Origin of the sequence: Facklamia hominis CCUG 36813 (assembly GCF_000301035.1) — a bacterium.
GTDB lineage: Bacteria > Bacillota > Bacilli > Lactobacillales > Aerococcaceae > Facklamia > Facklamia hominis.
Genome location: NZ_JH932292.1, coordinates 1,383,315 through 1,407,596, shown reverse-complemented (window position 1 = coordinate 1,407,596; position 24,282 = coordinate 1,383,315). Strand labels below are relative to the sequence as shown.

Here is a 24,282-nt window from a genome sequence, read left to right as displayed (position 1 = left end):
TATACCCTCCAATACCCTGCTAATAAACTAAAACAATCACCTCATCATTTTTAGTGAATTTTTCATTTTCTTTTCTTATAAAGATTTAAATATTCTTTTAGTAGTCCGCTTTGTTACACCTATTTTTTGGAAGTTAAATTTATGTAAAGATTGGCTCTTTTATCAGGAGTTCAATCACTTCCTTATCAGTTTTTTTCAAATCGACACTCAAACCGACATTTTATTGTCGGATTAATTATTTATTTGCTAAATTATGTAAAATATATGTACGCAAAAGACCGCAGCCTAAAACTACGGTCTTATTTTTTGCCCAAATGCAAACCACCTGGAACTATTATTCAATTTATTCTTTTTAGCTTCCAGTACCAATAGCCATTTTTCATTCTCTCGATAGCTTGTAATTAAGCCATTTTAGAAAATTTTGCGACTATTCCCATTCTTCTCATCAAGCCGCGCAATGCTCCTTTTCGTCGCATTGCTTGTTCTTGATACGCAGATGGGCCGTCATCAACTCTGCTTTCGCCTTACGGCTCGGCAATCGTTGGACGGACGTAGAAATAATCACTTGTGATTATTTCTACTCCCATTCCACCGTTGCTGGTGGTTTACCCGTGATATCATACACCACGCGGTTGACATGAGGTACTTCGTTCACAATCCGATTCGAAATTTTCTGCAAGACTTCCCAATCGATCCGTGCAAACTCAGCCGTCATCCCATCAATCGAGGTAATAGCTCGAATAGCAATGGTATGATCGTAAGTTCGACCATCCCCCATCACTCCAACCGAACGAATATTAGGTAATACTGTAAAGTATTGCCAGATATCCCGATCTAACCCATTCAAAGCAATCTCTTCACGTAAGATCGCATCCGCTTCACGAACGATATGCACCTTTTCATCGGTAATTTCACCTAAAACGCGAATACCTAGACCAGGACCTGGGAAAGGTTGGCGCCAAACAATGGAATCTGGCATACCTAATGCGGTTCCTAAAGCTCGAACCTCATCCTTGAATAAGGTATTCAAAGGCTCAATCAATTCAAAGGCCATATCTTCCGGTAGTCCTCCCACATTATGGTGAGACTTAATCGTTTGAGCTGTCTCTGTTCCGGACTCAATGATATCTGTATACAAGGTGCCTTGAGCTAAGAAGTCAACACCTTCTAATTTAGCAGCTTCATCATCAAAAACATAAACAAATTCATTGCCAATAATTTTACGTTTTTGTTCAGGGTCAACCACTCCGGCTAACTTTTTAAAGAAGCGATCTTTAGCATTCACACGAATGATATTTAAGCCAAAGTCTCCCCCTAGGGAAGCCATTACCTTGTCTCCTTCATCTTTTCGTAATAAACCATGATCCACAAAAATACAGGTTAACTGATCACCAATCGCTTTTTGGAGCAATACGCCGACAACCGAGGAATCTACCCCACCGGATAGTCCTAATAAGACTTTCTTGTCTTGAACACGGTCACGAATTTCTTGAATCTGAAGATCGATAAAGTTCTCCATATTCCAATCACCTGACGCATGACAGACTCCAAATACGAAATTCTTCAGCATTTGGTTTCCATTCAGTGAGTGGCGAACTTCCGGATGGAATTGCACCCCATAAATCTTGCGTTCTTGATCTTCAATGGCTGCAATTGGACAGTGCGGGTTAGAAGCAGTCACCGCAAATCCTTCGGGCGCTTTAGTCACCAAGTCGTTATGACTCATTAGGACTTGTTCACTTTCAGCCAAGCCAGCAAAAATTCCGCTCTGGTTTTGCTTAACATCGATGGCTCCTCGGCCATATTCCGCCTGCTGTCCCGCTTCGACTTTCCCTTTAAATAAGTGAGTAATTAACTGCATCCCATAGCAAATGCCAAGTACAGGTACCCCTAATTCAAAAATGCTTGGATCCACACTAAAAGCATCCTCACCATAAACAGAATGCGGTCCTCCTGAGAGAATGATTCCAACGACATTACCCTCTGCTTTAATCTGCTCAGCAGTAGTGGTATTAGGGAGCAATTCACTAAACACCCCAAATTCACGAATCCGTCTTGAAATCAATTGGTTGTACTGACTTCCAAAGTCAAGAACAATTACCTTTTCAACGCTGGCTTCCATGCTGTCACTCCTTTATTAATATTTTCTAACATAAACAGAATCAATATAATGGTTATCGCTCTTATGCAGCACTAAATCTGCCCGTGAGCGAGTCGGTTTAATGTGTTGAATCAAGTTAGGCAAATTGATGGTGGTCCAGACTTCCTTGGCATAGTCAATAGCAGCTTGCTTAGACCACTGACTCATTTGATAGTAATAACTACTAGGATCGTCCTTAGCCATCTGTAAATGAACCAAGAACCGGTCCACAAACCACTGATAAATCAACTCGGTCGGCGCATCAATATAAATCGAGAAATCAAAAAAATCCGATACATAAATTTGTTGATTGGAGGGTAATTGGAAGACATTGATCCCTTCAACGATCAGAATATCTGGGTTTTCGATCACTTGGTATTCACCCTTAACGATATTATAGCGATCATGAGAATAGAGAGGAATCGGGAAGGGGCTCGCCTTGGTCTTTACATGGGCCATAAACTCTAACAAGAGCGGCATATCATAGGACTCTGGGAAGCCCTTGCGCTTAAGTAAGCCCTTTTGTTCTAAGACTTCATTGGGAAATAAAAAACCATCCGTTGTGATTAAATCAACTTTTCGCTGAGGAAAAGTCTGACTTAATAGCTTATGCAATAATCGTGCGGTAGTTGACTTACCGACTGCGACCGAGCCAGAGATTCCAATCAAAAAAGGCACTTTCACGACTTGCTTTTGCAAGGGATCTTGTTGGTTAAAGAAATCTTGCTTGGCTTGATTATAAGCGCTCAAATAGCGATAATCCGCCTCAATATAATGCAACAAAGGGCCATAAACTTCCTGCACATCCAAAGGCGACAGCTGGTCCTCTAAAGACACCAACTGACTCAACTGTTGCGGAGAGATCAGTGCTAAATCTTGCGCTTGAAATTGCGCCCACTGCTCACGTGGATAATAACTATAATATTGATTCAACATGCATTTAGGTCTCCTTAGTCAAAAGATCCACATTAAGGGCATGCAGTCTTTACTCAAGCTCAAGCAAAATAGCTAGCCTCTTACGGACATCTTTTGTTATAATAGCTAAGAATAATCCATTTCATTTTAGCATAGAATTCATGATTTATATAGTATTTTTAAAAGAAGGAGGTCGCAAATGGATTTAAAAAAGTCTAACGCCCAGCTCACAGAGACATCCAGTCAAATCGGTACCGGCTATGCTCACAGTAAAATCATCCTCATGGGAGAGCATTCTGTAGTCTATGATTATCCAGCCATCGCCCTCCCCTTTACCAGTGTTGGAATCACCGTTCACGTCCAACATAGTTCCAGCTCTGACCACCAAATTGACTGCCAATACTTTAAGGGACCACTTAACCAGGCTCCCAAGCATTTAGATAATCTCAAAAAAGCCTTATCCTTAACCCTATCTAGTCTACATATTCCCCAAACCCCCTTAGCGATCACCATTCATTCAACCATCCCTCAAGAACGAGGCATGGGATCTTCAGCGGCAGTTATTGTGGCCTTAATTCGAGCTTTAAGTCATTTTTATCAACGAAATGTCACCGATTATCAATTGCAACTGATCACCAATCAAGCCGAAGTGATCGCCCACGAATCAACCTCAGGGATTGATAGTTTGATTACGGCATCCAATCATGCCATTATCTATCAAAAGAGTCAGACCCCTCGTTTCTTTCAAATGAACCTTAATGCTTATCTAGTGGTCGCTGATTCTGGTATGGCTGGTAAGACCTCTCAAGCGGTGAGCCAAGTTGCCCAACTGAAAAAAACCAAGCCTGAATTCTGCCAAACCACCATGAAAACTATTGGACATTACGTCCGCCAAGCCTACCATGCCATCCACGACCAGGATATTGTTCAATTAGGCCGTCTCATGTCTTATAACCACTATTATCTCAACCAATTAGGCGTCTCTAATCGCAAAATCGACCAAATTGTCAATGCTGCTTGGCTAGCCGGTTCTCTTGGAGCCAAGCTGACCGGTGGTGGTTTGGGGGGCTGTGTCATCGCCCTTGCTCAAGATTATACTCAAGCTACCGCCATTGAAGAAGCTATGCAAGCAGCAGGAGCCAGTCAGACTTGGGCACTAGATCTTGCTTTAGCTCACTAAGGAGGAATGCTTTTACCATGCTACTTTCGAGTAAATTTCAAGCTCACACTAATATTGCCCTAATTAAGTATTGGGGCAAACGTCATCAATCTTTGATTCTTCCTGTCACATCCAGCTTATCTATGACGCTGGATGCTTTTTATACTCAAACCCAAGTTGACTTTGATTCCAGCTTAACACAGGACCAATTCACCCTTAACGGCCAATTACAAAACGATCTAGCTACCGCTAAAATTTCTCGCTTTATCGATCTTTTCCGTAATCTTGCCCAATGTGACCTCAAGGTCAAAGTTAGCAGCAAAAATTTCGTTCCGACAGCTGCAGGTCTCGCTTCTTCTGCCTCGGCATATGCGGCCTTAGCCTGCACTTGCAACCAAGCCTTAGGACTAGAACTCGATTCAAAGTCCCTATCGATTTTAGCCCGCCAAGGTTCTGGATCAGCCTGTCGATCTTTGTTTGGGGGCTTGGTAGAGTGGGAAAAAGGCTCTGGATCTGATAGCCAATCTTCTTTTGCCCATCAACTTGACTCAGGTGATTGGGGTTTGGCCATGATCGCTATTGTGATTAATTCAGGACCCAAGCCTTTCTCCAGTCGACAAGGTATGCAGCATACGCTAGAAAGCTCTCCTTTTTATCAGCTTTGGCCCCAGACTGTTGCTGAAGACCTGCAAGCAATGAAAAAAGCAATTCAAGACCGTAACATTGACCAGATGGGGCAAATTGCTGAACACAACGCCTTAAAGATGCACGCAACCATGCTCAGTGCTAATCCTGGTTTTACTTATTTTGAAGCGGGTAGTCTTAAAGCCATCAACGCCGTACGCGATCTTCGTGAAAAACAAGGCCTCACCGCCTATTTCACCATGGACGCAGGTCCCAATGTCAAAGTACTCTGTCCGCTTGATCAAGTCTCAACCATCTACAAGCAATTAGCTAAAAGCTTTGCTACCGACCAACTACTTTGTTCTACCGTCGGTCCCGCACCTTTTGCCTTGGAGGTGGATTAATTGTCCCTTTTTAGCCGACAAACTATTCCTGCGATTAGCCATTGCAAAGTCCCCGGAAAACTCTATCTAGCCGGTGAATATGCCATCCTAGAGCCTGGACAAAAAGCCCTCCTGCTAACTATCAATCACTATCTTGAAGCTTCTAGTCAAAGAAGTGACCAAGGAAAGTGGCAGCTTATCCAAGCGGATCCTAGCATTCCAAGCCTTTGCTTTTCCAAGTTGGAAGACTTAAATTCTGCAGATTGCTATTGGCAATATGTCAAAACGGCCCTCTTTCTTTGCCAATCCCTCTGCCAAGAGCTTGGGATTCCCTTTCATCCTTTACAGATTCATTTTAATTCCGACCTTCGAACAAAAGAGGGCGTCAAACTGGGACTAGGTTCCTCCGGTGCTGTCACTATTGCCTGCCTCATGAGCTGTCTCAACCAACAGGGACTTCGAATCCATCACTCAATGACCCTTTATAAATTAGCGGTCATCGTCATGATCCTTCTTAAGTCCAAGGGAAGTTTTGGTGATCTTGCTGCTAACTGCCAGGGAGGACTGCTTAGCTACCAAGCACCGGATACGACCTTTCTCCAAGCCAAGGTCAAACAATGGCAAACCGGTCAAATCCGACTTGTAGATTTATTAAGCCAGGACTGGCCCCTCTTAGAAATCCAAAGCCTTCCCTGGCCAAATGACTTGACTCTCTTAATTGGTTGGACCCAAAGTCCGGCTTCTACCGAGAATCTAGTGGGACAATTGAAAGCGCGAAGCCAGCTAAATCCTGACCCTTGGATGGCCTTCTTAAAGCAAGCACAGGTTACGGTCAACCACTTAATCACTGCTTTTAAAAATCAAGCGAATGAACAAATCCTGACTCATATTAATGACTACCGTCAAGCTTTAATCTCACTAAGCCAGGCTTATCATATCCCTATCGAGACACCTGCCCTAGAATCCTTGATTACAATCAGCCATCAATATGGCTATGCTGCTAAATCTTCCGGTGCAGGTGGTGGCGATTGCGGCATTGCCTTAGGCACAGACTCCCAAGCTAGCCAACAGATTCTCGCTCAGTGGCAAGCATCAGGAATCCACCCACTCAACTTTCAACTCGCCCCCAAACTAGACATCTAAAGGAGGTCTATTCATGAATCCAATCAGTCAGCGAAAAGACGACCATCTAGATTTAACACTTCAACAAAATCCTTTGCAGGACCCTTTTGAAGAGATCCGCTTTATTCATCATTCTCTCCCTCAACTTAGCGCCGCAGATATATCCTTGAAGACCCATTGGGCAGGCAGCGACCACGCTTATCCCTTGTACATCAACGCCATGACTGGCGGTTCCCAAAGGAGTCGTTACTACAATCAAGAACTTGCACGCATTGCTGCTTTATGCCAAATACCAATGGCGGTTGGCTCTGTTTCCGCGGCAATTAAAGACCCTAGTCTATCAGACAGCTATCAAGTGATTCGTAAGGTCAACCCCGATGGATTTATCCTAGCAAATATTGGAGCGAATCATGATGCCAAGGCCGCTCAAACCGCCATTGATCTCTTAGAAGCCGATGCCCTGCAAATCCATCTCAATGCCCCTCAAGAAGTCGTGATGCCAGAAGGTGACCGTGATTTTTCCCAGTGGATGGATCATATTCAAGCCATTGTTGAATCTGTATCCGTTCCTGTTATCGTTAAGGAAGTTGGCTTCGGAATGAGTCGAAAAACCATCCAGAGCCTCATTCAACTAGGTGTTCAAACGATTGACCTATCTGGTCGAGGCGGCACCAATTTTATTCAAGTTGAAAACAGTCGACGAACAGACTTGGATTTTCAGACCTTGAGTCATTGGGGGCAAACCACACCAGAGTCTCTCTTGGAAAGCTTAGCCTTTCAAGACCAAGTTGAAATTCTAGCTTCAGGAGGGATTCGTCATTTCTATGATCACTTAAAAGCCTTAGCTTTAGGAGCAAAGGCTTGTGGCATTGCAGGTCAAATCATCAAAAGGCTTGATCAAACTGGACCACAAAAGACCCTCGAGTGGTTACAAGTCTGGCTCGAAAGTCTCAGGGCTAGTTTTTTAATCTTAGGTGTAAAAGACCTGTCTCACTTGCAAAAAACCGACCTCCTATTGTCCGGTTCACTCCTTGAATGGGCACAAGTTCGTCAAGTTGATTACCAAGCTCTCTCAAGACGGTCTGAATAATATTGGAACACTGAAAAAAGCGGCGGATAAGCTAATGTAGTGCCCCCAAAAAGTTGGACCAAAAATCTAACTTTTTGGGGGTATTTATATTGGCAAAATATAGCTATGAATTTAAACGAAAGATTGTCGAAGAATATTTAGAAGGAACAGGTAGTTACAAATATTTAGCGAAAAAATACAAAGTTAAAAACGTTAGTACCATCCAAAAATGGATTAATGCCTATCAAACCTTGGGCGAGGAGGGATTATTACGTTGTCGACAAAAGAAAGTTTACCCTGTTGAATTCAAGTTAGAAGTAGTACAATCTTACTTGACCAGTGAGAAAAGCTATCAATCTCTAGCGAATCAATATGGGATCAATAATCCCACTTTATTAGCGCGTTGGGTAGTCGACTATCGCAAATATGGGATTGATGGACTCTTACCAAAACAACGAGGGAGGCCATCAAAAATGTCGAAAAAAGAAAAGAAAACAAAGCCATCACTATCTTCATCCGCTGATTCAGCGCAACGTTTAAAAGAACTCGAAGAAGAAAATTACCGATTAAGAATGGAAAATGATATTTTAAAAGAATTTCGGAGGCTCAGATTAGAAAAGAAGAAGCAACAAACGAAGAACGCTCGAGATTAGTCTATAGCCTCCGTCATCAATATAAGTTGAAAGATTTATTACACTATGTCGGCCTAGTCAAACAAACCTATTATAATTGGGTCAAGAAATTTGACCGTCCTAACCCAGATCAAGCTTTTGAAACACAATTATTAGAACTTAGAAAACACCATCCTAACTATGGCTATCGGAGACTTTGGGCTGAGTTAGGTAAGTTAGGCTACGTTATCTCAGAAAATAAAACCCAAAAACTGTGTCAAAAACTGGGTATTCAGGTCACTTGTTTTGGCCATCGGAATCGGAAATATAAATCTTATAGGGGAGAAGTCGGAGAAGTAGCACCGAACCGTATTCACCGTCGATTTAAGACAACGATTCCCCATCAAAAAATCACTACAGATACCACGGAATTTAAGTATTATGAATATGATTCAATGGGAGTTCCACGAATTAAAAAATTATATTTAAATCCATTTTTAGATATGTATAATTCAGAGATTATTAGTTATTCCATCAGTAAACAACCGACATTTAGACCGATTATGGAGGCTTTAGAACAAGCCATCGAACAGACAAAAGATTGTCCGTTTCGAAGAACTTTTCATTCCGATCAAGGTTGGGCTTATCAAATGAAGCCTTACGTCAACACCTTGAAAGACCAAAAAATATTTCAGAGTATGTCTCGTAAAGGAAATTGTTTAGATAATGCCATCATGGAAAACTTCTTTGGCATCTTAAAACAAGAAATTTATTATGGTCACACGTTTAACTCTTATGAAGAATTGAAACAAACGATCGAAGACTATATTGAATACTACAACCATGAACGTATCAAGAAAAAACTGGACTTTATGAGCCCAGTAGAATATCGCATGAAATATACAGCATAAAAGAATAAAAAAATATCCAGAACACGTTAAAATGTGTCCTGGATAAAAGTCCAACTTTTGAGGGTCACTTCATAAAGCTCATCTGCCGCTTTTTTAGTCAATGAGTTACTGACAGTCTGTCGACCCTTATCACTCTTAATCTTCAATTAATTCATAAATCAGTGGACGTTCTTCAACAAAGCCCCCAATTTCTAGGGCTTGGTCTAATCGGTTAACTGCCTCGGAGACATCCTCATGGTTTGAGTAGATCGTTACAATTTCATCGCCTTCTTGCACCCAATCCCCCACTTTTGCTTTGAGAATCAAGCCAACTTGAGGATCAATTTGATCTTCTTTGGTTGCTCGTCCAGCACCCAAAACCATGGCTGCTTCGCCCACCAAATCTGCTTCCCAATGGCTCAACTGACCAGATTTCTTGGCTCGATAAGGAATTTGATAACTTGCTTGACCCAATAAACTATAATCTTCAATAAAATGGGCATCGCCACCTTGAGCTTCAATAAAGTCCTTAAATTGCTTAAGCGCCTGACCATTCTCCAGCTGTTCCAAAGCCTTAGTCATCCCTTGATCCACACTATCAACGGCTCCTGCTAAAAATAACATTTGCCCAGCCAAGGTCACTGATAGCTCCGTTAAATCCTTAGGTCCTTGATTCTTCAAAGTCTCAACCGCTTCGATCACTTCTAAGGCGTTCCCAACTGCAAAGCCCAAGGGTTGATCCATGTTAGAAATAACGGCTAAGGTTTTTCGCTTGGCCAAGTGCCCAATCTGAACCATGGTATGAGCTAGTTGTTCTGCTTGATCAAGCGTCTTCATAAAGGCACCTCGTCCAACCTTCACATCTAAGACAATGGCATCAGATCCTGCCGCAATTTTTTTAGACATAATGGATGAGGCAATTAAAGGAATGGATTGAACGGTTGCAGTTACATCCCTTAAAGCATAGAGCTTTTTATCGGCTGGCGTTAGATTACCTGTTTGCCCCGCTACTGCTAAATGATGCTGATTGACCAAATCAATAAATTGATCCTGACTCATTTCAATCGAAAAGCCGGGAATCGACTCTAGCTTATCCAAGGTTCCGCCGGTATGGCCGAGTCCCCGACCAGACATCTTAGCAACCGGTACCCCACAAGAGGCCACCAAGGGTGCCACGACCAAAGTTGTTGTGTCGCCAACTCCTCCGGTCGAATGCTTGTCAACTTTAATCCCTTCGATCGCTGATAGATCAATTTGATCGCCAGATTGTGCCATAGCTAGGGTCAATTGTGTGACTTCTTCCTCATTCATCCCATTAAAATAAACCGCCATATTAAAGGCTGCCATTTGATAGTCAGGAATGGTCCCTTGCGTATAGCCTTTAATCATAGCCTCAATCTCAGAGGCAGTTAAAGCCTGCTTGGTCTGCTTTTTATGAATTAAATCAACCATTCTCACCATCTTATCTACCTGCTTTCTTTACTATGCCTGAACGATTGACCGTTCAATCTTCATAATCGTCCCATCCTGCTTACCTACTAAAATCGTGGTAGCATAATCTAAAAAGAGTCCATGCTCCACCACGCCAACCATTTGCTTAATTTCTTGAGCCAATTTTTCAGGGTAGGGAATTTGTTCCAGGTGAAGGTCAATAATATAGTTGCCAGAATCCGTAATGAATAAACTATCCTTATGATCTTTACGGAAGCTTGGATTCATCCCGCGTTCTTGGAATCGATCAAACAATTTCCATGATCCAAATTGAACCACTTCAACCGGTAGAGGGAACTTACCTAACTGATCAACAAGCTTCGATTCATCAATAATCCAAACAATCTTATGAGCATACTCGGCCGTAATTTTTTCGTGAAGCAAGGCACCCCCGCCCCCTTTAATTCCAGCGAATTGGCGAGTCGTTTCATCCGCTCCATCCACTAAAAGATCAATGGCGTTCACGTCTTCTAGATTCTTTAAAGGAAGCCCCAATTCACGCGCTTGTTGACTGGATGCCTCTGAGGTTGAGACACAGAGAATGTTTTTTAATTCACCGGCTTGATAACGCCGGCCCACTTCATCAATAAACCAATGGGCCGTTGAACCAGTCCCTAAGCCCACAACCATACCATCTTCAACATAAGACGCCGCATAACGACCGACACTCTTCTTAACTTCTAACATATTATCCTCCTCTTAATCGACAAAGGCCTCCAAAGCCTCCACATACTTAACCAAGGGTCCAATCTCTTTTAGGTCATTCGGTTCTACCATACTGCCATATTTCTCCAACAAATGCAGGCCCTCTGGTCCTAGATAGACTTCATCTAAGGTTGTCCCCGGTTGCATGGTCATCTGCTTAGAAGCTAGATACATCAGGGTGAATCGTTTACTGGCAATACGCAGGCGATAGTGATAAGCAACCATTCGTTTAAGCGCTTTGGCTGAAAAAGATCGTTGCATAATGGCCTCAAAGTTGGTTAATGATGGCGTCGAGATTCCTACCGTATAAAAAACCCAAAAAGGCTGTGGAAAAGCTTCGATCAAGGAATTAATCTTTTTCGATTGCCGAATCTCTCCTTGCAAGATCCAAGTCCCAACGATCACCACATCATATTGGTCCAAAGTCTGTGTATCTAATTCTTCTAAAGGCAAAATTGGAAAATGAAGAAGGTGATGCAACGCATAGGCATAACTTTGATTTAAATCAAAATCACTATAATAAACAATTAAACCCTTCATTCTTTCCCCTCCTTATCGAACACTTGCATTATATCATGACTAATGTCGCTTGTGAATCGCTTACAGAATAAAAGAGTGTTTTTATCCCCTTGACTGGTTTTGTTATAATAGATGTTAGAATCATACCCAAAGGAGGTGTCCCATGCAAGACCGCGTTTCTTTTGTATGCCCTATTTGTCAACAAGCAACTGAGCGACCAAATTACGCCATACTTAATGCCCAAAAACAAAGAGACCTAAAACTCGACCTCTTAGCTGGCGATCTTTTCCGATTCGAATGCCCGCACTGTGGTGGTCTTAGGTTAATTGAAACACCCTTTTTATATTATGATCCTAAACTTAAATTTGCTATTTATCTAGATCCACATTTTGACCGTCACCCACAGGAAAGTATAGAGCAAGCTCAATTATCTCTCATCGCTGCCGACGAAGACTCAAGTCGATATCACTTGCGCCTAGTCAATCGGTTGGCTAGCCTGGTCGAAAAAGTTCATATCTTTGACCAAGGATTCAATGATCAATTGGTGGAAGTGGTTAAGCTCTTAACCGATGGCTTATTTGCCCAGCAAGAAGGTGACCGTCAAGTCTCTCAGCGTTACTTTCAATGGGATAAGGGGAAGAGTCAGCTCTTATATTTAACCGATCAAGGTCCGTTTAAGGTCGACTACCTCCCTAAGCTCGTCCAATTTATCCAAAAAAAATATGCCAAGGAATTAAAACAGACTTATCTCGGCGAATGGTTAATGGTTGACCACCACTGGGCCTTAAGAATCGCCCAACACGAAAGCGGCCTAGAGAATGATGAGACCCTCAAATTTGATTAATTTCCCTTCTTTACATAACATCACTAATAAAAAGACGGCCCCTTCAATGAGGGGTCGTCTTTTGTCAGTTAAAACGCCATCTTTTTTAGCGAGGTTCTAACTTCACTTGTAAATATAAATCATTATATTCGATAAGCTTTTCTTTTCCCAAATTCCGATAAACTTCCAAATGATCTAAAGTGTCATTATCTGGATAAAAGGCTTGATCAGAAGTGATCTCTGGATCCAATAGCGCTTTAGCGGCCTTATTCGGAGTTGAATAGCCGATATATTCTGCATTCTGCGCTGCCACTTCAGGACGCATCAAGAAATTCATCAAAGCTAAGGCGCCCTTTTTATTTTTAGCACCTTTGGGAATGGCCAAGTTATCGAACCAAATATTAGACCCTTCTTGTGGCACTAAGTAACACAGATTCTCATTCTCTTCCATCGCCATGGCAGCCTCACCTGAATAGGTAACCGCAATGGGCGATTCTTCCATCGCTAAATACATTTTAATTTCATCGGCTAACAAGGCCTGAATATTCGGCATCAAGGTCTTCATTTTATCGGCTGATTTTTGTAGACGCTGTGAATCAGTTTCATTTAAGGACCAGCCTTGCGATTGCAGACCAATACCAAGCACTTCCCGAGCTCCATCAATCATCATCACTTTTCCTCTTAATTCCGGTTTCCAAAGGTCATCCCAACTTTGAATATCGCCTTCATCAATAAACTTAGAATTATAGACGATTCCCAGCGTCCCCCAAAAATAAGGAATTGAATAGTGATTACCTGGATCAAAAGATTGATCCAAAAAATGCTCATCTATATATTGAAGATTATCTAACTGTGCTGCATCAATGGTTTCTAATAAGCCTAATTCAATCATCGTCTCAACCATGTACTCACTGGGACCGATTAAATCATAATTGGTCCCCCCCTGTTGCACCTTCGTTAACATGGCCTCATTGGAATCAAAGGTCTCATAAACGACAACGTAACCGGTCTCCTCCTCAAATTGCTTTAATAAATCGGGATCAATATAGTCCCCCCAATTATAGAAGTTAACCACATTATCCCCATTAAGCTTTTGATTATCTTGCAGATAATGGCGACCCAAGACCAAAAGTCCCACCACTAACAAGATGATCGCCATAAATTGACCTAATTGTTTCATGATTAGACCCCCTTCTTAGCGCGTTGCTTTTTGGCTTTACGACGGTACTCATTCGTTCGAATAAAGTAATAGACCGCCACAATGATCAAGGCCACAATCATCATCAGGGTCGACAAGGCATTGATCTCTAGGCTAACTCCACGCCGTGCCCTAGAATAAACTTCAACCGATAATGTCGAAAACCCATTACCTGTTACAAAGAAGGTGACCGCAAAATCATCCAAAGAATAGGTAAACGCCATAAAATAGCCTGCTAGGATTCCTGAACGAATGCTAGGAAGAACAATTCGGCTAAGAATCTGCTGGCTATTGGCTCCCAAATCCAAAGCTGCGGTAATCATCGATGGATTCATTTCATACAAGCGGGGAAGAACCATCAATACAACAATCGGCACATTAAAAGCCACATGGGAAAGCAGAACCGTCCCAAAACCAAACCGAACCGGAATCAAGAGGGAGAACATCAGCAGGAAACTGGCCCCCATCATCACATCTGGAGTCACCATCAACACCGAGTTCAAATTCAAAACCGTTTGACGCAGGCGGTTGGATCGAAAATAATAAATCGCCAAAGCCCCTAGACTTCCAATCACCGTCGCAATAAATGCCGACAATATCGCTACGATAAAGGTGTTCATGACAAAGATCATCAACCTTCGATCTTCAAAGAGCTGCCGATAGTGGTCCAAGGTAAACCCTGTAAATTCAACCATGCTTCCGCCCTCGTTGAAGGAGTAAAACATCAGATAAAAAATAGGTAAATACATCAAAATAAAACAAGCAACAATATAGAGTGTTGACCATGAAAAAGAACGTGTTTTACTCATGACGTTGACCTCCTTTTGACCGCTCACGCGTTAGATACAACATGGCAAACATCGCAATCATCAAAACCACTCCGATAGTCGATCCCATCCCCCAATCCTGAGTGACTAAGAAATGCTGTTCAACCGCAGTTCCTAACGTGATTACACGGTTCCCCCCAACTAGACGAGCTAACATAAAGAGCGAGAGGGAAGGAATAAATACCGCTTGAACGCCAGAGCGAACCCCCTTTAAAGAAAGCGGGAAAATCACTCGACGAATCGTCGTAAGACGAGAGGCTCCCAGGTCATCTGCTGCCTCAATCAAGTTATGTGGAATCTCAACAATTGAATTAAAGATAGGCAAGAACATAAAGGGTAACTCAATATAAGCAGCTACCAAGAGGAAAGAACTATCACGGAACAATAGTTGCTGCCGGCCAATTCCTATACTCTGTAGGAACTCATTAATAGGGCCTGCATTCCCTAAAATACCAATAAAGGCATAGGTTTTAAGCAGTAAGTTGATCCAAGTGGGTAACAACACCAACATCAACCACAAATCGCGCTTCTTAGACCAGGAGAGTAAATAAGCTAGTGGATAGGCTAAAATAAAGGTAAAAAAAGTGACTAACAAGGCATACCAAAAAGAAGACAGCGTCATCTGCAAGTAACTCTTAGAGCTAAAAAAATGTTGATAATTCGCTAAGGTAAAGCTCCCATCGGTTCCCACAAAAGATTGCTGTAACAGTAACAACAAAGGAGTAATAACAAAAATAATCAACCAAAGATAATAAGGAAGGGCTAACCATTGAATTCTACTCTTCTTCATCTTCCACCTCTTCATACTGCTCCAATCGCGCATCAAATTCCTCTTCAGTTTCATTGAAGCGCATTACGTGAATCGCATCCGGCTCAATACGAAGACCAATTTTTTCGCCCTCTTTAACAGTAGCTGTTGAATGAATCATCCATTCATTGCCCTCATCATCATATACAATAATTTCATTAAACATCCCCCTAAATAGCATGGTATCCACGGTCACGTTTACCTGACCCTCATCATACTTAGTGAGGAGAATATCTTCTGGACGAATTACCACTTCAACCGATTCCCCTGCCGGAATTCCTGCATCCTCACAGTCAAAGACATGTCCCAAGAACTTCACGCGGTAGTCCTCCACCATTTGTGCGTCAATAATATTCGACTCGCCAATAAAATCAGCAACATATCGGTTGATTGGCTCATCATAAATATCCACTGGTGTTCCAGACTGTACAATCCGCCCCTTATCCATGACATAGATCCAATCAGACATAGCCAGTGCTTCTTCTTGATCATGTGTTACAAAAACAAAGGTAATCCCTAACCGCTGCTGTAACTCTCTCAATTCATACTGCATGTCTGTTCGCAATTTTAAATCCAAGGCCGATAGAGGTTCATCCAATAACAGAACGTCCGGCTCATTCACAATCGCACGAGCAATCGCCACCCGCTGTCTCTGCCCACCAGACATCTCGTCAATCCGTCGGTCACCATAACCATCTAATCGAACTTGCTTTAAGGCTTGGTTCACTTTTTCTTCAATCGTTGCTTTATCGACTTTTTTTACACTTAATCCGAAGGCTATATTATCAAACACAGTCATATGCGGAAAGAGCGCATAATCTTGAAAAACTGTATTCACTTTACGCCGATTAGCCGGGATCTTAGTTACATCTTTGCCTTCAATTAGTACCTGGCCACTACTGGAAGAAGTGAAACCAGCAATAATTCGAAGAATTGTGGTCTTTCCACATCCTGAAGGTCCTAACAAGGTATAGAACTTGCCCTTTTCTAATTCCATTTCAATATCTTCCAACACAACGAGCTCATCATACCGCTTAGAAACGTTCTTCAATTCCACACTATAGAAAGTTTGATCCATCTAATCCACCCTCTTCATAATAAAGTCATACTCCTACAAAGTATAGCATAGCCCCCTCAATAAAAAAATCATTCTTCTTAAAAATCACATCCCTTTTTATCATTATTCAAAATAAAACACAAAAAAGCAGTAGCTTCCATTAAATGGGCTACCGCTGGCTTCAATCGTTATATTATTCCTGATCTTCTCCAATAATTCGAACTTCAGGCTCCAACCGCACTTGAAACTGATCCCAGATAACCGCTTGAATATAATGGATCAAATCCACATAGTCAGTGGCTGTTGCTTGATCCACATTCACAATAAATCCGGCATGTTTACGGGATACTTCTGCACCGCCAATCCGATATCCCTGAAGACCCGCTTCCTGGATGAGCTTACCGGTAAAATGTCCTGGAGGGCGTTTAAAGACCGACCCACACGAAGGGTACTCTAAAGGCTGTTTTGACTCTCTCAACTGGGTTAATTCTGTCATAACCGCTTGGATCGCGTCACACTCCCCTTCATGAAGTTGATACCTGACCGCTAAAATAATATCTCCTTGATCTTGGAAGAACGAATGACGGTAAGAGAACTGACAAGCGTCTAGATCATAGGTCACAAATTCGCCTTGTCGCGTAATGGCATCCACTTGGTAGACAACGTCCGCCATCTCCCCCCCATAAGCGCCCGCATTCATAAAAATAGCGCCTCCGATGGATCCCGGAATACCACAAGCAAACTCCAGTCCTGATAAAGTAACATCCCGCGCAAAGGCTGCTACATCCGCTAATAAAGCGCCACTTTGAGCCTGGATTTGTTGTTGGTCCAATTGTATTATTTGATTCATTTCACTCAAAATCATCACTAGACCACGAATTCCCCCATCCTTGACAATCAAGTTACTTGCATTACCAATGACTGTCAAAGGAATCGATTGATCATTAACCCAATCTAAGATCACTTTTACCTCGGTCGGATTCTTAGGAAAAATTAAATAATCTGCTTTACCGCCTGTTTTGGTATAAGTATAGTTGGATAAGGGTTCATCTTTTAAAATCGTGATCGGTGGATAAAATTCAAATAAATCTTTCATGACACACCTCTACTCTTTCAAACTGCTTCTCTATTCTATTGAAGAATGATCAACTTGTAAAGCATCCTTAGGATAGAACTCGTTCCATCGTGTAAACATCTAAATAATTGGAATCTACCCGCAATCGTTGCGATAAACGTCCCCTAATCTCAAAGCCAAATGCTTGATATAGACGAATCGCTCGCTCATTATCAACGAGCACCTCCAAAGTGATTACCTTCAAGCCGGATGCTTGAGCAAATTCTAATAAGCTTTTCATAAATAGCTTTCCAATTCCCAGCCCCCAGTAGTCCTTCAATATACAAACACCTAATTCTGCCACATGGTTCTGCCGGTCTTGGTCCAAAACACTCAATTCGCCTAAGCCAATTAAATCATCTGCCACTTGGGCAACCAACATAATCGAATGCGGGTCTTGCTGATAAGTCGCAATTAAGTCCGCCTCCTGCTCCCAACTTCTTTCACCAGCACTTGCGTCCACCAAATAGGGCGTCTCGTAGCTGACTTGCTCTAACAATACTCTTAAAGCTCTTGCATCCGCTTCTTGTGCTACCCGCAAGCATAATTCTTCATTTGATGGCTTAGGACTCATATCGGTCACCCACTTGATCTACCCATTCCTTAAAAACCGCTCGATGTTTAGCATCTGCCTCATCAGATACAGAAAGTGTGATTCCTCGCTCCCCGTCCTCTTTTAATTCAAAAACCAATCGCAAATAAGACGAGGGTAGGTAATCTTTCATAAATTGTGGCCATTCAATCAAGCAAATATTTTGAGGTTCAAAATAAAAGTCAAAGTCGACCGAATCACTGCCCCCTTCCTCTAAGCGATAAGCGTCAATATGAACCAGACGCCCCTGATCTAAAGGATAGGTTTTAACCAGTGTATAGGTAGGACTTTTAATAGGACGATTAATAGCTAAAGCCCGTCCCAAAGCCTGGGTAAAAGCCGTCTTACCCGCTCCTAAAGGCCCTTCTAATAACAAATTGATTCCGGGCTGAAGCACTTTCGCAAAAGCTTGTGCCAGAAATTGTGTATCTTCTAACTTTTTACTGGACCATGTTGTCATAAACGTTCCCTCATTTCTAGAATTCATTATATCGAATCCCCCTTTGAACATCGAATCATTTGACTTTTAAGCGTTTTATTGTTAATTTATAACTAAATCGATAAGGAGGTTATCCTATGAATAAACGCATTAAAATGATTTTTCTGGCTTTAACAGCCTTTCTATTAGTCGCATGTAAAAACACCCATCAAAAACCAACAGTAGAGAATGCTCCTGCAGAAAGCGGCAAAACGACAGAAGCCGTGAGTCAAACCAGTGCTGAAGAAAGCACTAGCGGAGAAGAAGCTAAACAAGCTCAAGACGAGAGTGGAGCAGATGCTCAAGGCGAAGCAGGCACAGCAACCATTATCATCTATAAAAATGGAGAAGTCGAACACGAATATACGGTCAATCAAATCGGTGGTGTAAGTGTCTTAGATGCCATGAAGGCCATCAAAGAATTAGACTTCAACTTTAGTGAACAAGATGGGGTTATCGACCAAATTGGCGATGCCAAAAATGATTACAACCCAAATACTTGGATGTATCTCTATAACGGCGCTTTTGCTGAATTGGGTGTAGTGTCACAAAAACTTAAAGACGGTGATAAAATTGAATGGTACTACGGTACCATCAACGACATTCCTGTCAATATTATCCCTGCTCAAGAATAATCAGGGACGAATCCTTAGCATATAACAAAAGAGCTGCAGCTTTAGATCAAGCTGCAGCTCTTTTATTGATTAGTTCAATGCTTGATTAGCGGTAATAATCGCTACCTTATAAACATCTTCTTCTACACAACCACGTGATAAATCAGATACCGGCTTATTAAGTCCTTGTAAGATAGGTCCAACCGCTTGAAAATTTCCCAAACGCTGAGCAATTTTATAGCCAATATTTCCCGATTGAATTTCTGGAAAAACAAAGACGGTTGCCTGGCCAGCCACCTTTGAATCAGGTACTTTTTGCCGAGCCACTTCTGGTACATAAGCCGCATCAAACTGTAACTCACCATCAACCGCTAAGTCGGGGTCCATTTCCCGAACAAGCGCTGTCGCTTCCGCAACCTTATCGACTTCTGGAGCAAAAGCAGACCCATGCGAAGAAAAGCTCAACATAGCTACCTTCGGCTCGATTCCAAAAATTCGAGCTGTCTTAGCCGATTCTACTGCAATTTCAGCCAAGGAAGCCGCATCAGGATTTATATTAATGGCACAGTCTGCAAAAACCAATTTTTGCCCATTGTTATGCGGTGGAACCATGATAAATGCACCTGAAATTAACTTAACGCCCGGACGTGTCTTAATAATCTGTAAGGCTGGACGTACAGTATCCGAAGTCGCGTAGACAGCACCGCACACCATCCCATCTGCTAATCCTTGATAGACAAGCATAGTTCCAAAATAGACAGGGTCTTGTAAGAGTTTCACAGCTTGTTCTCGGGTATTCTTACCTTTACGACGTTCTACAAAGGCGTCAATCATGTCTGGCATTTGTTCAAAGTGATCGGGGTGAATAATTTCAATATCTTGAACCACCCAATTCTTTTGCTTAGCTATCGCCAAAATCTCCGCTTCATCTCCAATTAAGATTGGCTTAACTAATCCATCTGCGTGTAATCGAACTGCCGCTCCTAACACACGAGCGTCTTGCCCTTCTGGGAAAACAAGTCGAATTCCACGACCCTTAATACGATTTGCTAATTCATCAAACATTTCCTTACTCCTTCTTTAAGCCCACAGTGTCATACCTTTAGAAAGAAAATCTAATCCCATTCCTTTCCGTTCAATATGCACTTTAGCAGTCTTTTCTATTAACTGCAAGCGATTTATTAGAATAGCTATTCTAATTTGACATATACGGTTTACAAGTGTAAACTGTATATAGATTACAAAAGTAAACGAAAGGAGGCGGTCTTTGATGACACCCTCTAACACGGACATTTCAAATGCCGAATGGCAGCTAATGCGGATCATCTGGACCCACCCCGGCTTAACCAGTCGTCAACTGATCGACGATGCCCAAAGCATCTTACCTTGGAAAGAAGGGACCATCAAAAGTCTATTGCACCGTCTTTTACAGAAGAATTTACTAAGACAAGATAAAACCGTTCGCCCCTATGCTTATTATCCAACTCTATCGCAAAAAGAAGCCTTGGATCATAGTTTCCAAGACCTCATGCAACGGGTCTGCAACAAACAAAGGCAAATGATTATCAGCCAATTGATTGCCGACAATGATCTCACTCAAGCCGATTGCCAAGACCTCATGCAACAACTTCGTGACAAGTTAAAGACCGCACCTCAAGTTATTGATTGCCAATGTCCCCCTCATCAATGTACTTGTCAAAGCCATTGTCCCTAATAAAATGTGAAAGGAAGATAACTATGATTCAACAAGAATTTTTTGTCAATAATATGAAATGCGCTGGCTGTGCCCAGCAAGTCAAAAGCAAACTTCAAGCAGTTCCTAATCTAGAAATTCTGCAGCTTGACCTCGCTAATAAAACAATTCTACTTCAATTTGACCCTCAAACACTCAGTCTAAAAGACTTTAATCAAGCCTTAGCTGATACACATTTCTCACTGGTTAAGTCATCTACTCACTAAAAGAAAGGAGCCTCCTAATGATTCAAAAAGATTATCCAGTCAAGGGTCTTTCTTGTGCCTCCTGTGCCTCAACAGTTGAACAAGCCCTTAATAAACTTCCAAAAACCCAAGCCCATGTCAATCTATTAACCGAACAAGCCCATATTAGCTATGACCCAGCCTATGTTGATGAAGCCACTCTCGCTCAACAGGTCAAATCAGTCGGCTACGAACTCATCCTCCCGCAAACTTCCTCATCAACACCGAACTCAAAGAGTAGCCTTTTTTCTATCCAAGGCATGTCCTGTGCTTCCTGTGCGCAAACAATTGAAGACGGCGTCAAGCAAGTAGCTGGCGTTTTGGATGCCCATGTCAATTTAGCCAACGAACAGATGCAAGTCATTTGGGAGGATCAAGCACAAACTCAAGCCGTCCTTCAACAAGTTACGGACCTAGGGTACCGAGCCAAAGTTACTCAGCCCAATCAAACAGCCTATCAAGACGATGAAAAAGAACATGAGCTAGCCTTAGCCAAACGAAAACTAATCCTAATGGCTAGCTTTACTATCCCACTATTCATTCTGACCATGGGTCCCATGTTTCACATGACCATACCGCAAGCTATTAGCCTACACGTCCATCCCTTACGAAACGCCTTCATCCAGCTTGCTTTAACCTTACCGGTTATCTATCTAGGACGGTCTATCTTTAAACGCGGCTTCAGGGCACTCATTAAGGGACACCCTAATATGGACTCACTGGTCTCATTGGGAACGACAGCAGCACTTCTTCAAGGAATCGCCACAACCGCTCTCCTAGTCTACCGACCCGAATATGTTCAAGGTCATCCCGACCTCTATTTTGAATCTTCTGCGGTGATCTTGACGCTAATGACCCTTGGAAAATACTTAGAAAACCTCGCTAAGGGTAAAACAACAACCGCCATTCGAGCCTTGATGGATCTTACACCGCCCACTGCACGCCTTATAAAGGAAGATGGCTCCGTCGAAGAAGTGGCTGTATCCTCGATTCAAGTCGACGACTTGATCCAAATCAGACCCGGAGACCGCTTACCCGTCGATGGAAAAATCACCCAAGGACAATCCAGTTTAGATGAATCCATGCTAACGGGGGAAAGCCTACCTGTCTTCAAAAAAGAAGGTGACTTCGTCACAGGTGCTTCAATCAACAAGACGGGTAGCTTTATTTACCAGGTCACCCAAGTCGGACAAGATACCCGTTTAGCTCAAATTATTCAATTGGTAGCCCAAGCTCAAAACTCCAAGGCCCCCATTGCTCGCCTAGCCGATCAAATCGCCCGTTATTTTGTACCAACAGTTCTGGCTCTTTCCCTCTTAGCAGGTGTTTTCTGGTATTTTATTATGGGAGAGCCACTTAGTTTTACCTTACAAATCATGATCGCCGTCTTAATTATTGCCTGCCCTTGTGCTCTAGGACTAGCCACCCCGACAGCAATCATGGTAGGCACTGGCAAAGGGGCAGAACAGGGAATTCTCATCAAGTCAGGTGCAGCTCTTGAAGAAACCCAACAAGCTTCGGTTGTTCTCTTTGACAAGACTGGTACCCTAACCCAAGGTAAACCCCAAGTGACAGACTTTATCTGCCGCGATCCGAAGCAAAAAAAGAAACTCTTACAACTACTAGCTTCGGCCGAAGCTAGTTCAGAACACCCCCTAGCTCAGGCAATCCAGCAAGCCGCCGAAGAGGCAAAAATTGACCTATTAGAAATCAAAGAATTCAAAGCTGTCCCTGGTCATGGCATCAAAGCGCAAGTGGACCAGCAAAATTTACTAATTGGTAATCGGCAGCTTTTAGACCAAGAAGAGCTCCCCCCACTCAGTCAGGACTTCCTTGATCAAGCAGAACGCCTCAGCCAAGCAGGTAAAACCCTAGTCTACCTGGCAGTCAATCAACAGGTAGAAGCACTTATCGCAATCAGCGACCCCCTTAAAGAGGACAGTCAATCAGCTATCCAAGCTTTAAAGAAAGATGGACTACAAGCCTACATGGTAACAGGCGATCAAGCTTCAACTGCTCAACACATTGCAAAAAACCTAAACCTGGACCGCGTTATTGCTCAAGTGCTCCCTCAAGATAAGGCACAGGTCGTTAAAGATCTACAAGAAAAGGGCCTAAAAGTCATTATGGTCGGCGACGGAATTAATGACGCTCCCGCTTTAGCTCAAGCAGATGTAGGTATGGCTATCGGAACCGGAACAGATGTTGCCGTAGAATCTGCAGATATCGTTTTGATGAGTCCTCAACTTCAAGCTGTTCATCAAGCCATTCGCTTAAGTCAAGCGACCCTGACCACCATCAAACAGAACCTTTTTTGGGCTTTTATCTATAACGTCATCGGCATCCCCTTTGCCATGGGCGTATTCCACCTCATGGGTGGCCCCCTCCTAAACCCAATGATCGCTGCTCTAGCCATGAGCTTCAGTTCTGTATCTGTCTTATTAAATGCCCTTCGATTAAAAAAAGTAAACATCGATTAAAGAAAACCGCTCAAGTAAAACTAACCAACTACCAGTAAATTATAAAAGAGGCTGTGATCAATGAATCACAGCCTCTTTAAGGTTAAACTTTTAAGAACTTTATTCGTTTTTAACTCTCGAACAAACATTTTTTCGTTGCGTCCGTTATAATAATAGATGTAAACCATAATAAAGGAGCTCTAACTCATGACTAAACTTTATTTTGCTAGTCCCCTCTTCACTGAAATGGAAGTTGCTTTTAATCAACAGCTTGCTGATCACTTGCGTCAAGAAATTCCTGAACTTGATATCTATCTTCCGCAAGAACAAGCTGATATTAATGATAAAACTTGCTACGCCGACTCAAAAATGATTGCTCAAGCTGATACCAAGGCCCTCTTAGAATCAGATATTTTATTAGCAATCTTAGACGGTCAAGTCATCGATCCAGGGGTGGCTTCAGAAGTAGGAGTGGCTTATCAAGCAGGGATTCCCATGATTGGGCTTTATACTGATACGCGTCAACAAGGAGCTAATAACCCAGAAAAATTAGCCGCCCTTTCTCAAATAGGAGAGTCACAATTCCCTTACGTCAACCTCTATACCGTTGGACTTATAAAACTTAAGGGACAAATGGTTTCCAAGAGTCAAGATGTTGTCCCCGCTCTTATTGCTATAATCAAAGATCTCGCTTAAAAGGAGTTACC

24 protein-coding genes are annotated in these 24,282 nt (G+C 42.4%); 11 read left to right on the top strand and 13 right to left on the bottom strand.

What is annotated here, in order from left to right; translation table 11 throughout:
- Window positions 1-577 precede the first annotated feature (577 nt).
- Both guaA and coaA read right to left on the bottom strand, forming a co-directional pair.
- On the bottom strand, window positions 578-2,122 hold the full coding sequence (gene guaA / locus HMPREF9706_RS06575; protein WP_006908580.1) for a glutamine-hydrolyzing GMP synthase: 1,545 nt from the start codon (window positions 2,120-2,122) through the stop codon (window positions 578-580).
- 15 nt (window positions 2,123-2,137) lie between these two features.
- Entirely contained in the window at window positions 2,138-3,073 is a 936-nt protein-coding gene (coaA, locus tag HMPREF9706_RS06570; RefSeq protein WP_035392914.1) for a type I pantothenate kinase, read from the bottom strand.
- A 181-nt stretch (window positions 3,074-3,254) separates the two neighbouring features.
- On the opposite strand from coaA, the gene mvk reads away from it, so the two are divergent.
- The 5 genes from mvk (at window position 3,255) to HMPREF9706_RS08960 (ending at window position 8,934) form a co-directional block, all read left to right on the top strand.
- Window positions 3,255-4,235, top strand: a complete 981-nt coding sequence (gene mvk, locus HMPREF9706_RS06565) for a mevalonate kinase (protein ID WP_006908578.1) — start codon at window positions 3,255-3,257, stop codon at window positions 4,233-4,235.
- Between the two features lie 17 nt (window positions 4,236-4,252).
- Window positions 4,253-5,242 (top strand): diphosphomevalonate decarboxylase, encoded by a 990-nt coding sequence (gene mvaD / locus HMPREF9706_RS06560; protein WP_006908577.1) that lies wholly within the window; start codon window positions 4,253-4,255, stop codon window positions 5,240-5,242.
- Window positions 5,243-6,364, top strand: coding sequence for a phosphomevalonate kinase (locus tag HMPREF9706_RS06555; protein ID WP_006908576.1), 1,122 nt, complete (start codon window positions 5,243-5,245; stop codon window positions 6,362-6,364).
- Window positions 6,365-6,377: 13 nt separating this feature from the next.
- On the top strand, window positions 6,378-7,433 hold the full coding sequence (gene fni / locus HMPREF9706_RS06550; protein WP_006908575.1) for a type 2 isopentenyl-diphosphate Delta-isomerase: 1,056 nt from the start codon (window positions 6,378-6,380) through the stop codon (window positions 7,431-7,433).
- An 89-nt stretch (window positions 7,434-7,522) separates the two neighbouring features.
- A protein-coding gene (locus tag HMPREF9706_RS08960) for an IS3 family transposase (protein ID WP_407918967.1) occupies window positions 7,523-8,934 on the top strand; the annotation gives its coding sequence in 2 pieces (ribosomal slippage) (window positions 7,523-8,063 and window positions 8,063-8,934; 1,413 coding nt in all).
- Between the two features lie 135 nt (window positions 8,935-9,069).
- Here HMPREF9706_RS08960 and HMPREF9706_RS06535 read toward each other — a convergent pair.
- Genes HMPREF9706_RS06535 through HMPREF9706_RS06525 form a run of 3 tightly spaced genes read right to left on the bottom strand, consistent with a single transcriptional unit; the run spans window position 9,070 to window position 11,649 of the window.
- Window positions 9,070-10,374, bottom strand: a complete 1,305-nt coding sequence (locus HMPREF9706_RS06535) for a pyrimidine-nucleoside phosphorylase (protein WP_006908572.1) — start codon at window positions 10,372-10,374, stop codon at window positions 9,070-9,072.
- A 21-nt stretch (window positions 10,375-10,395) separates the two neighbouring features.
- Window positions 10,396-11,091 (bottom strand): ribose-5-phosphate isomerase RpiA, encoded by a 696-nt coding sequence (rpiA, locus tag HMPREF9706_RS06530; RefSeq protein ID WP_006908571.1) that lies wholly within the window; start codon window positions 11,089-11,091, stop codon window positions 10,396-10,398.
- Between the two features lie 12 nt (window positions 11,092-11,103).
- Window positions 11,104-11,649, bottom strand: coding sequence for a hypothetical protein (locus HMPREF9706_RS06525; RefSeq protein ID WP_006908570.1), 546 nt, complete (start codon window positions 11,647-11,649; stop codon window positions 11,104-11,106).
- Between the two features lie 142 nt (window positions 11,650-11,791).
- Between HMPREF9706_RS06525 and HMPREF9706_RS06520 the strand changes: the two genes are divergently transcribed.
- The gene (locus tag HMPREF9706_RS06520) at window positions 11,792-12,472 is read left to right on the top strand and encodes a CpXC domain-containing protein (RefSeq protein ID WP_006908569.1); all 681 of its coding nucleotides are present in this window, start codon (window positions 11,792-11,794) and stop codon (window positions 12,470-12,472) included.
- Window positions 12,473-12,557: 85 nt separating this feature from the next.
- Here HMPREF9706_RS06520 and HMPREF9706_RS06515 read toward each other — a convergent pair whose 3' ends face one another.
- From HMPREF9706_RS06515 to tsaE, 7 genes are all read right to left on the bottom strand, one after another.
- Window positions 12,558-13,631, bottom strand: a complete 1,074-nt coding sequence (locus HMPREF9706_RS06515; RefSeq protein ID WP_006908568.1) for an ABC transporter substrate-binding protein — start codon at window positions 13,629-13,631, stop codon at window positions 12,558-12,560.
- Between the two features lie 2 nt (window positions 13,632-13,633).
- A complete protein-coding gene (locus HMPREF9706_RS06510; protein WP_006908567.1) occupies window positions 13,634-14,458 on the bottom strand; it encodes an ABC transporter permease in 825 nt (274 codons plus the stop codon).
- Complete coding sequence (locus tag HMPREF9706_RS06505) at window positions 14,451-15,266, bottom strand: ABC transporter permease (RefSeq protein ID WP_006908566.1); 816 nt, start codon at window positions 15,264-15,266, stop codon at window positions 14,451-14,453. Before HMPREF9706_RS06505 ends, HMPREF9706_RS06510 begins: the two co-directional genes overlap by 8 nt.
- A complete protein-coding gene (locus tag HMPREF9706_RS06500; protein WP_006908565.1) occupies window positions 15,253-16,362 on the bottom strand; it encodes an ABC transporter ATP-binding protein in 1,110 nt (369 codons plus the stop codon). Before HMPREF9706_RS06500 ends, HMPREF9706_RS06505 begins: the two co-directional genes overlap by 14 nt.
- Before the next feature lie 172 nt (window positions 16,363-16,534).
- Complete coding sequence (gene murB / locus HMPREF9706_RS06495) at window positions 16,535-17,437, bottom strand: UDP-N-acetylmuramate dehydrogenase (RefSeq protein ID WP_006908564.1); 903 nt, start codon at window positions 17,435-17,437, stop codon at window positions 16,535-16,537.
- Window positions 17,438-17,504: 67 nt separating this feature from the next.
- Window positions 17,505-18,029, bottom strand: coding sequence for a GNAT family N-acetyltransferase (locus HMPREF9706_RS06490; RefSeq protein ID WP_006908563.1), 525 nt, complete (start codon window positions 18,027-18,029; stop codon window positions 17,505-17,507).
- On the bottom strand, window positions 18,019-18,534 hold the full coding sequence (gene tsaE, locus HMPREF9706_RS06485; RefSeq protein WP_006908562.1) for a tRNA (adenosine(37)-N6)-threonylcarbamoyltransferase complex ATPase subunit type 1 TsaE: 516 nt from the start codon (window positions 18,532-18,534) through the stop codon (window positions 18,019-18,021). The genes HMPREF9706_RS06490 and tsaE overlap by 11 nt, the downstream gene beginning before the upstream one ends.
- Window positions 18,535-18,623: 89 nt before the next feature.
- Between tsaE and HMPREF9706_RS06480 the strand changes: the two genes are divergently transcribed.
- Window positions 18,624-19,160: a DUF4430 domain-containing protein gene (locus HMPREF9706_RS06480; protein ID WP_006908561.1), complete on the top strand. Its 537-nt coding sequence runs from the start codon at window positions 18,624-18,626 to the stop codon at window positions 19,158-19,160.
- Window positions 19,161-19,229: 69 nt separating this feature from the next.
- Here the strand turns inward: HMPREF9706_RS06480 and pta are convergent, their stop codons facing one another.
- Entirely contained in the window at window positions 19,230-20,204 is a 975-nt protein-coding gene (pta, locus tag HMPREF9706_RS06475) for a phosphate acetyltransferase (RefSeq protein WP_006908560.1), read from the bottom strand.
- A 205-nt stretch (window positions 20,205-20,409) separates the two neighbouring features.
- Here pta and HMPREF9706_RS06470 point away from each other — a divergent pair, with 205 nt between their 5' ends.
- The 4 genes from HMPREF9706_RS06470 to HMPREF9706_RS06455 all read left to right on the top strand — a co-directional run bounded on the left by HMPREF9706_RS06470 (window position 20,410) and on the right by HMPREF9706_RS06455 (window position 24,271).
- Window positions 20,410-20,853: a CopY/TcrY family copper transport repressor gene (locus HMPREF9706_RS06470; protein ID WP_006908559.1), complete on the top strand. Its 444-nt coding sequence runs from the start codon at window positions 20,410-20,412 to the stop codon at window positions 20,851-20,853.
- A 23-nt stretch (window positions 20,854-20,876) separates the two neighbouring features.
- On the top strand, window positions 20,877-21,098 hold the full coding sequence (locus HMPREF9706_RS06465) for a heavy-metal-associated domain-containing protein (protein WP_006908558.1): 222 nt from the start codon (window positions 20,877-20,879) through the stop codon (window positions 21,096-21,098).
- A 17-nt stretch (window positions 21,099-21,115) separates the two neighbouring features.
- Window positions 21,116-23,596 (top strand): heavy metal translocating P-type ATPase, encoded by a 2,481-nt coding sequence (locus HMPREF9706_RS06460; protein ID WP_006908557.1) that lies wholly within the window; start codon window positions 21,116-21,118, stop codon window positions 23,594-23,596.
- Window positions 23,597-23,782: 186 nt separating this feature from the next.
- Window positions 23,783-24,271 carry a nucleoside 2-deoxyribosyltransferase gene (locus tag HMPREF9706_RS06455; RefSeq protein ID WP_006908556.1) on the top strand — a complete coding sequence of 163 codons (489 nt, stop codon included), beginning with the start codon at window positions 23,783-23,785 and terminating at the stop codon, window positions 24,269-24,271.
- The last annotated feature ends 11 nt before the right edge of the window (window positions 24,272-24,282 follow it).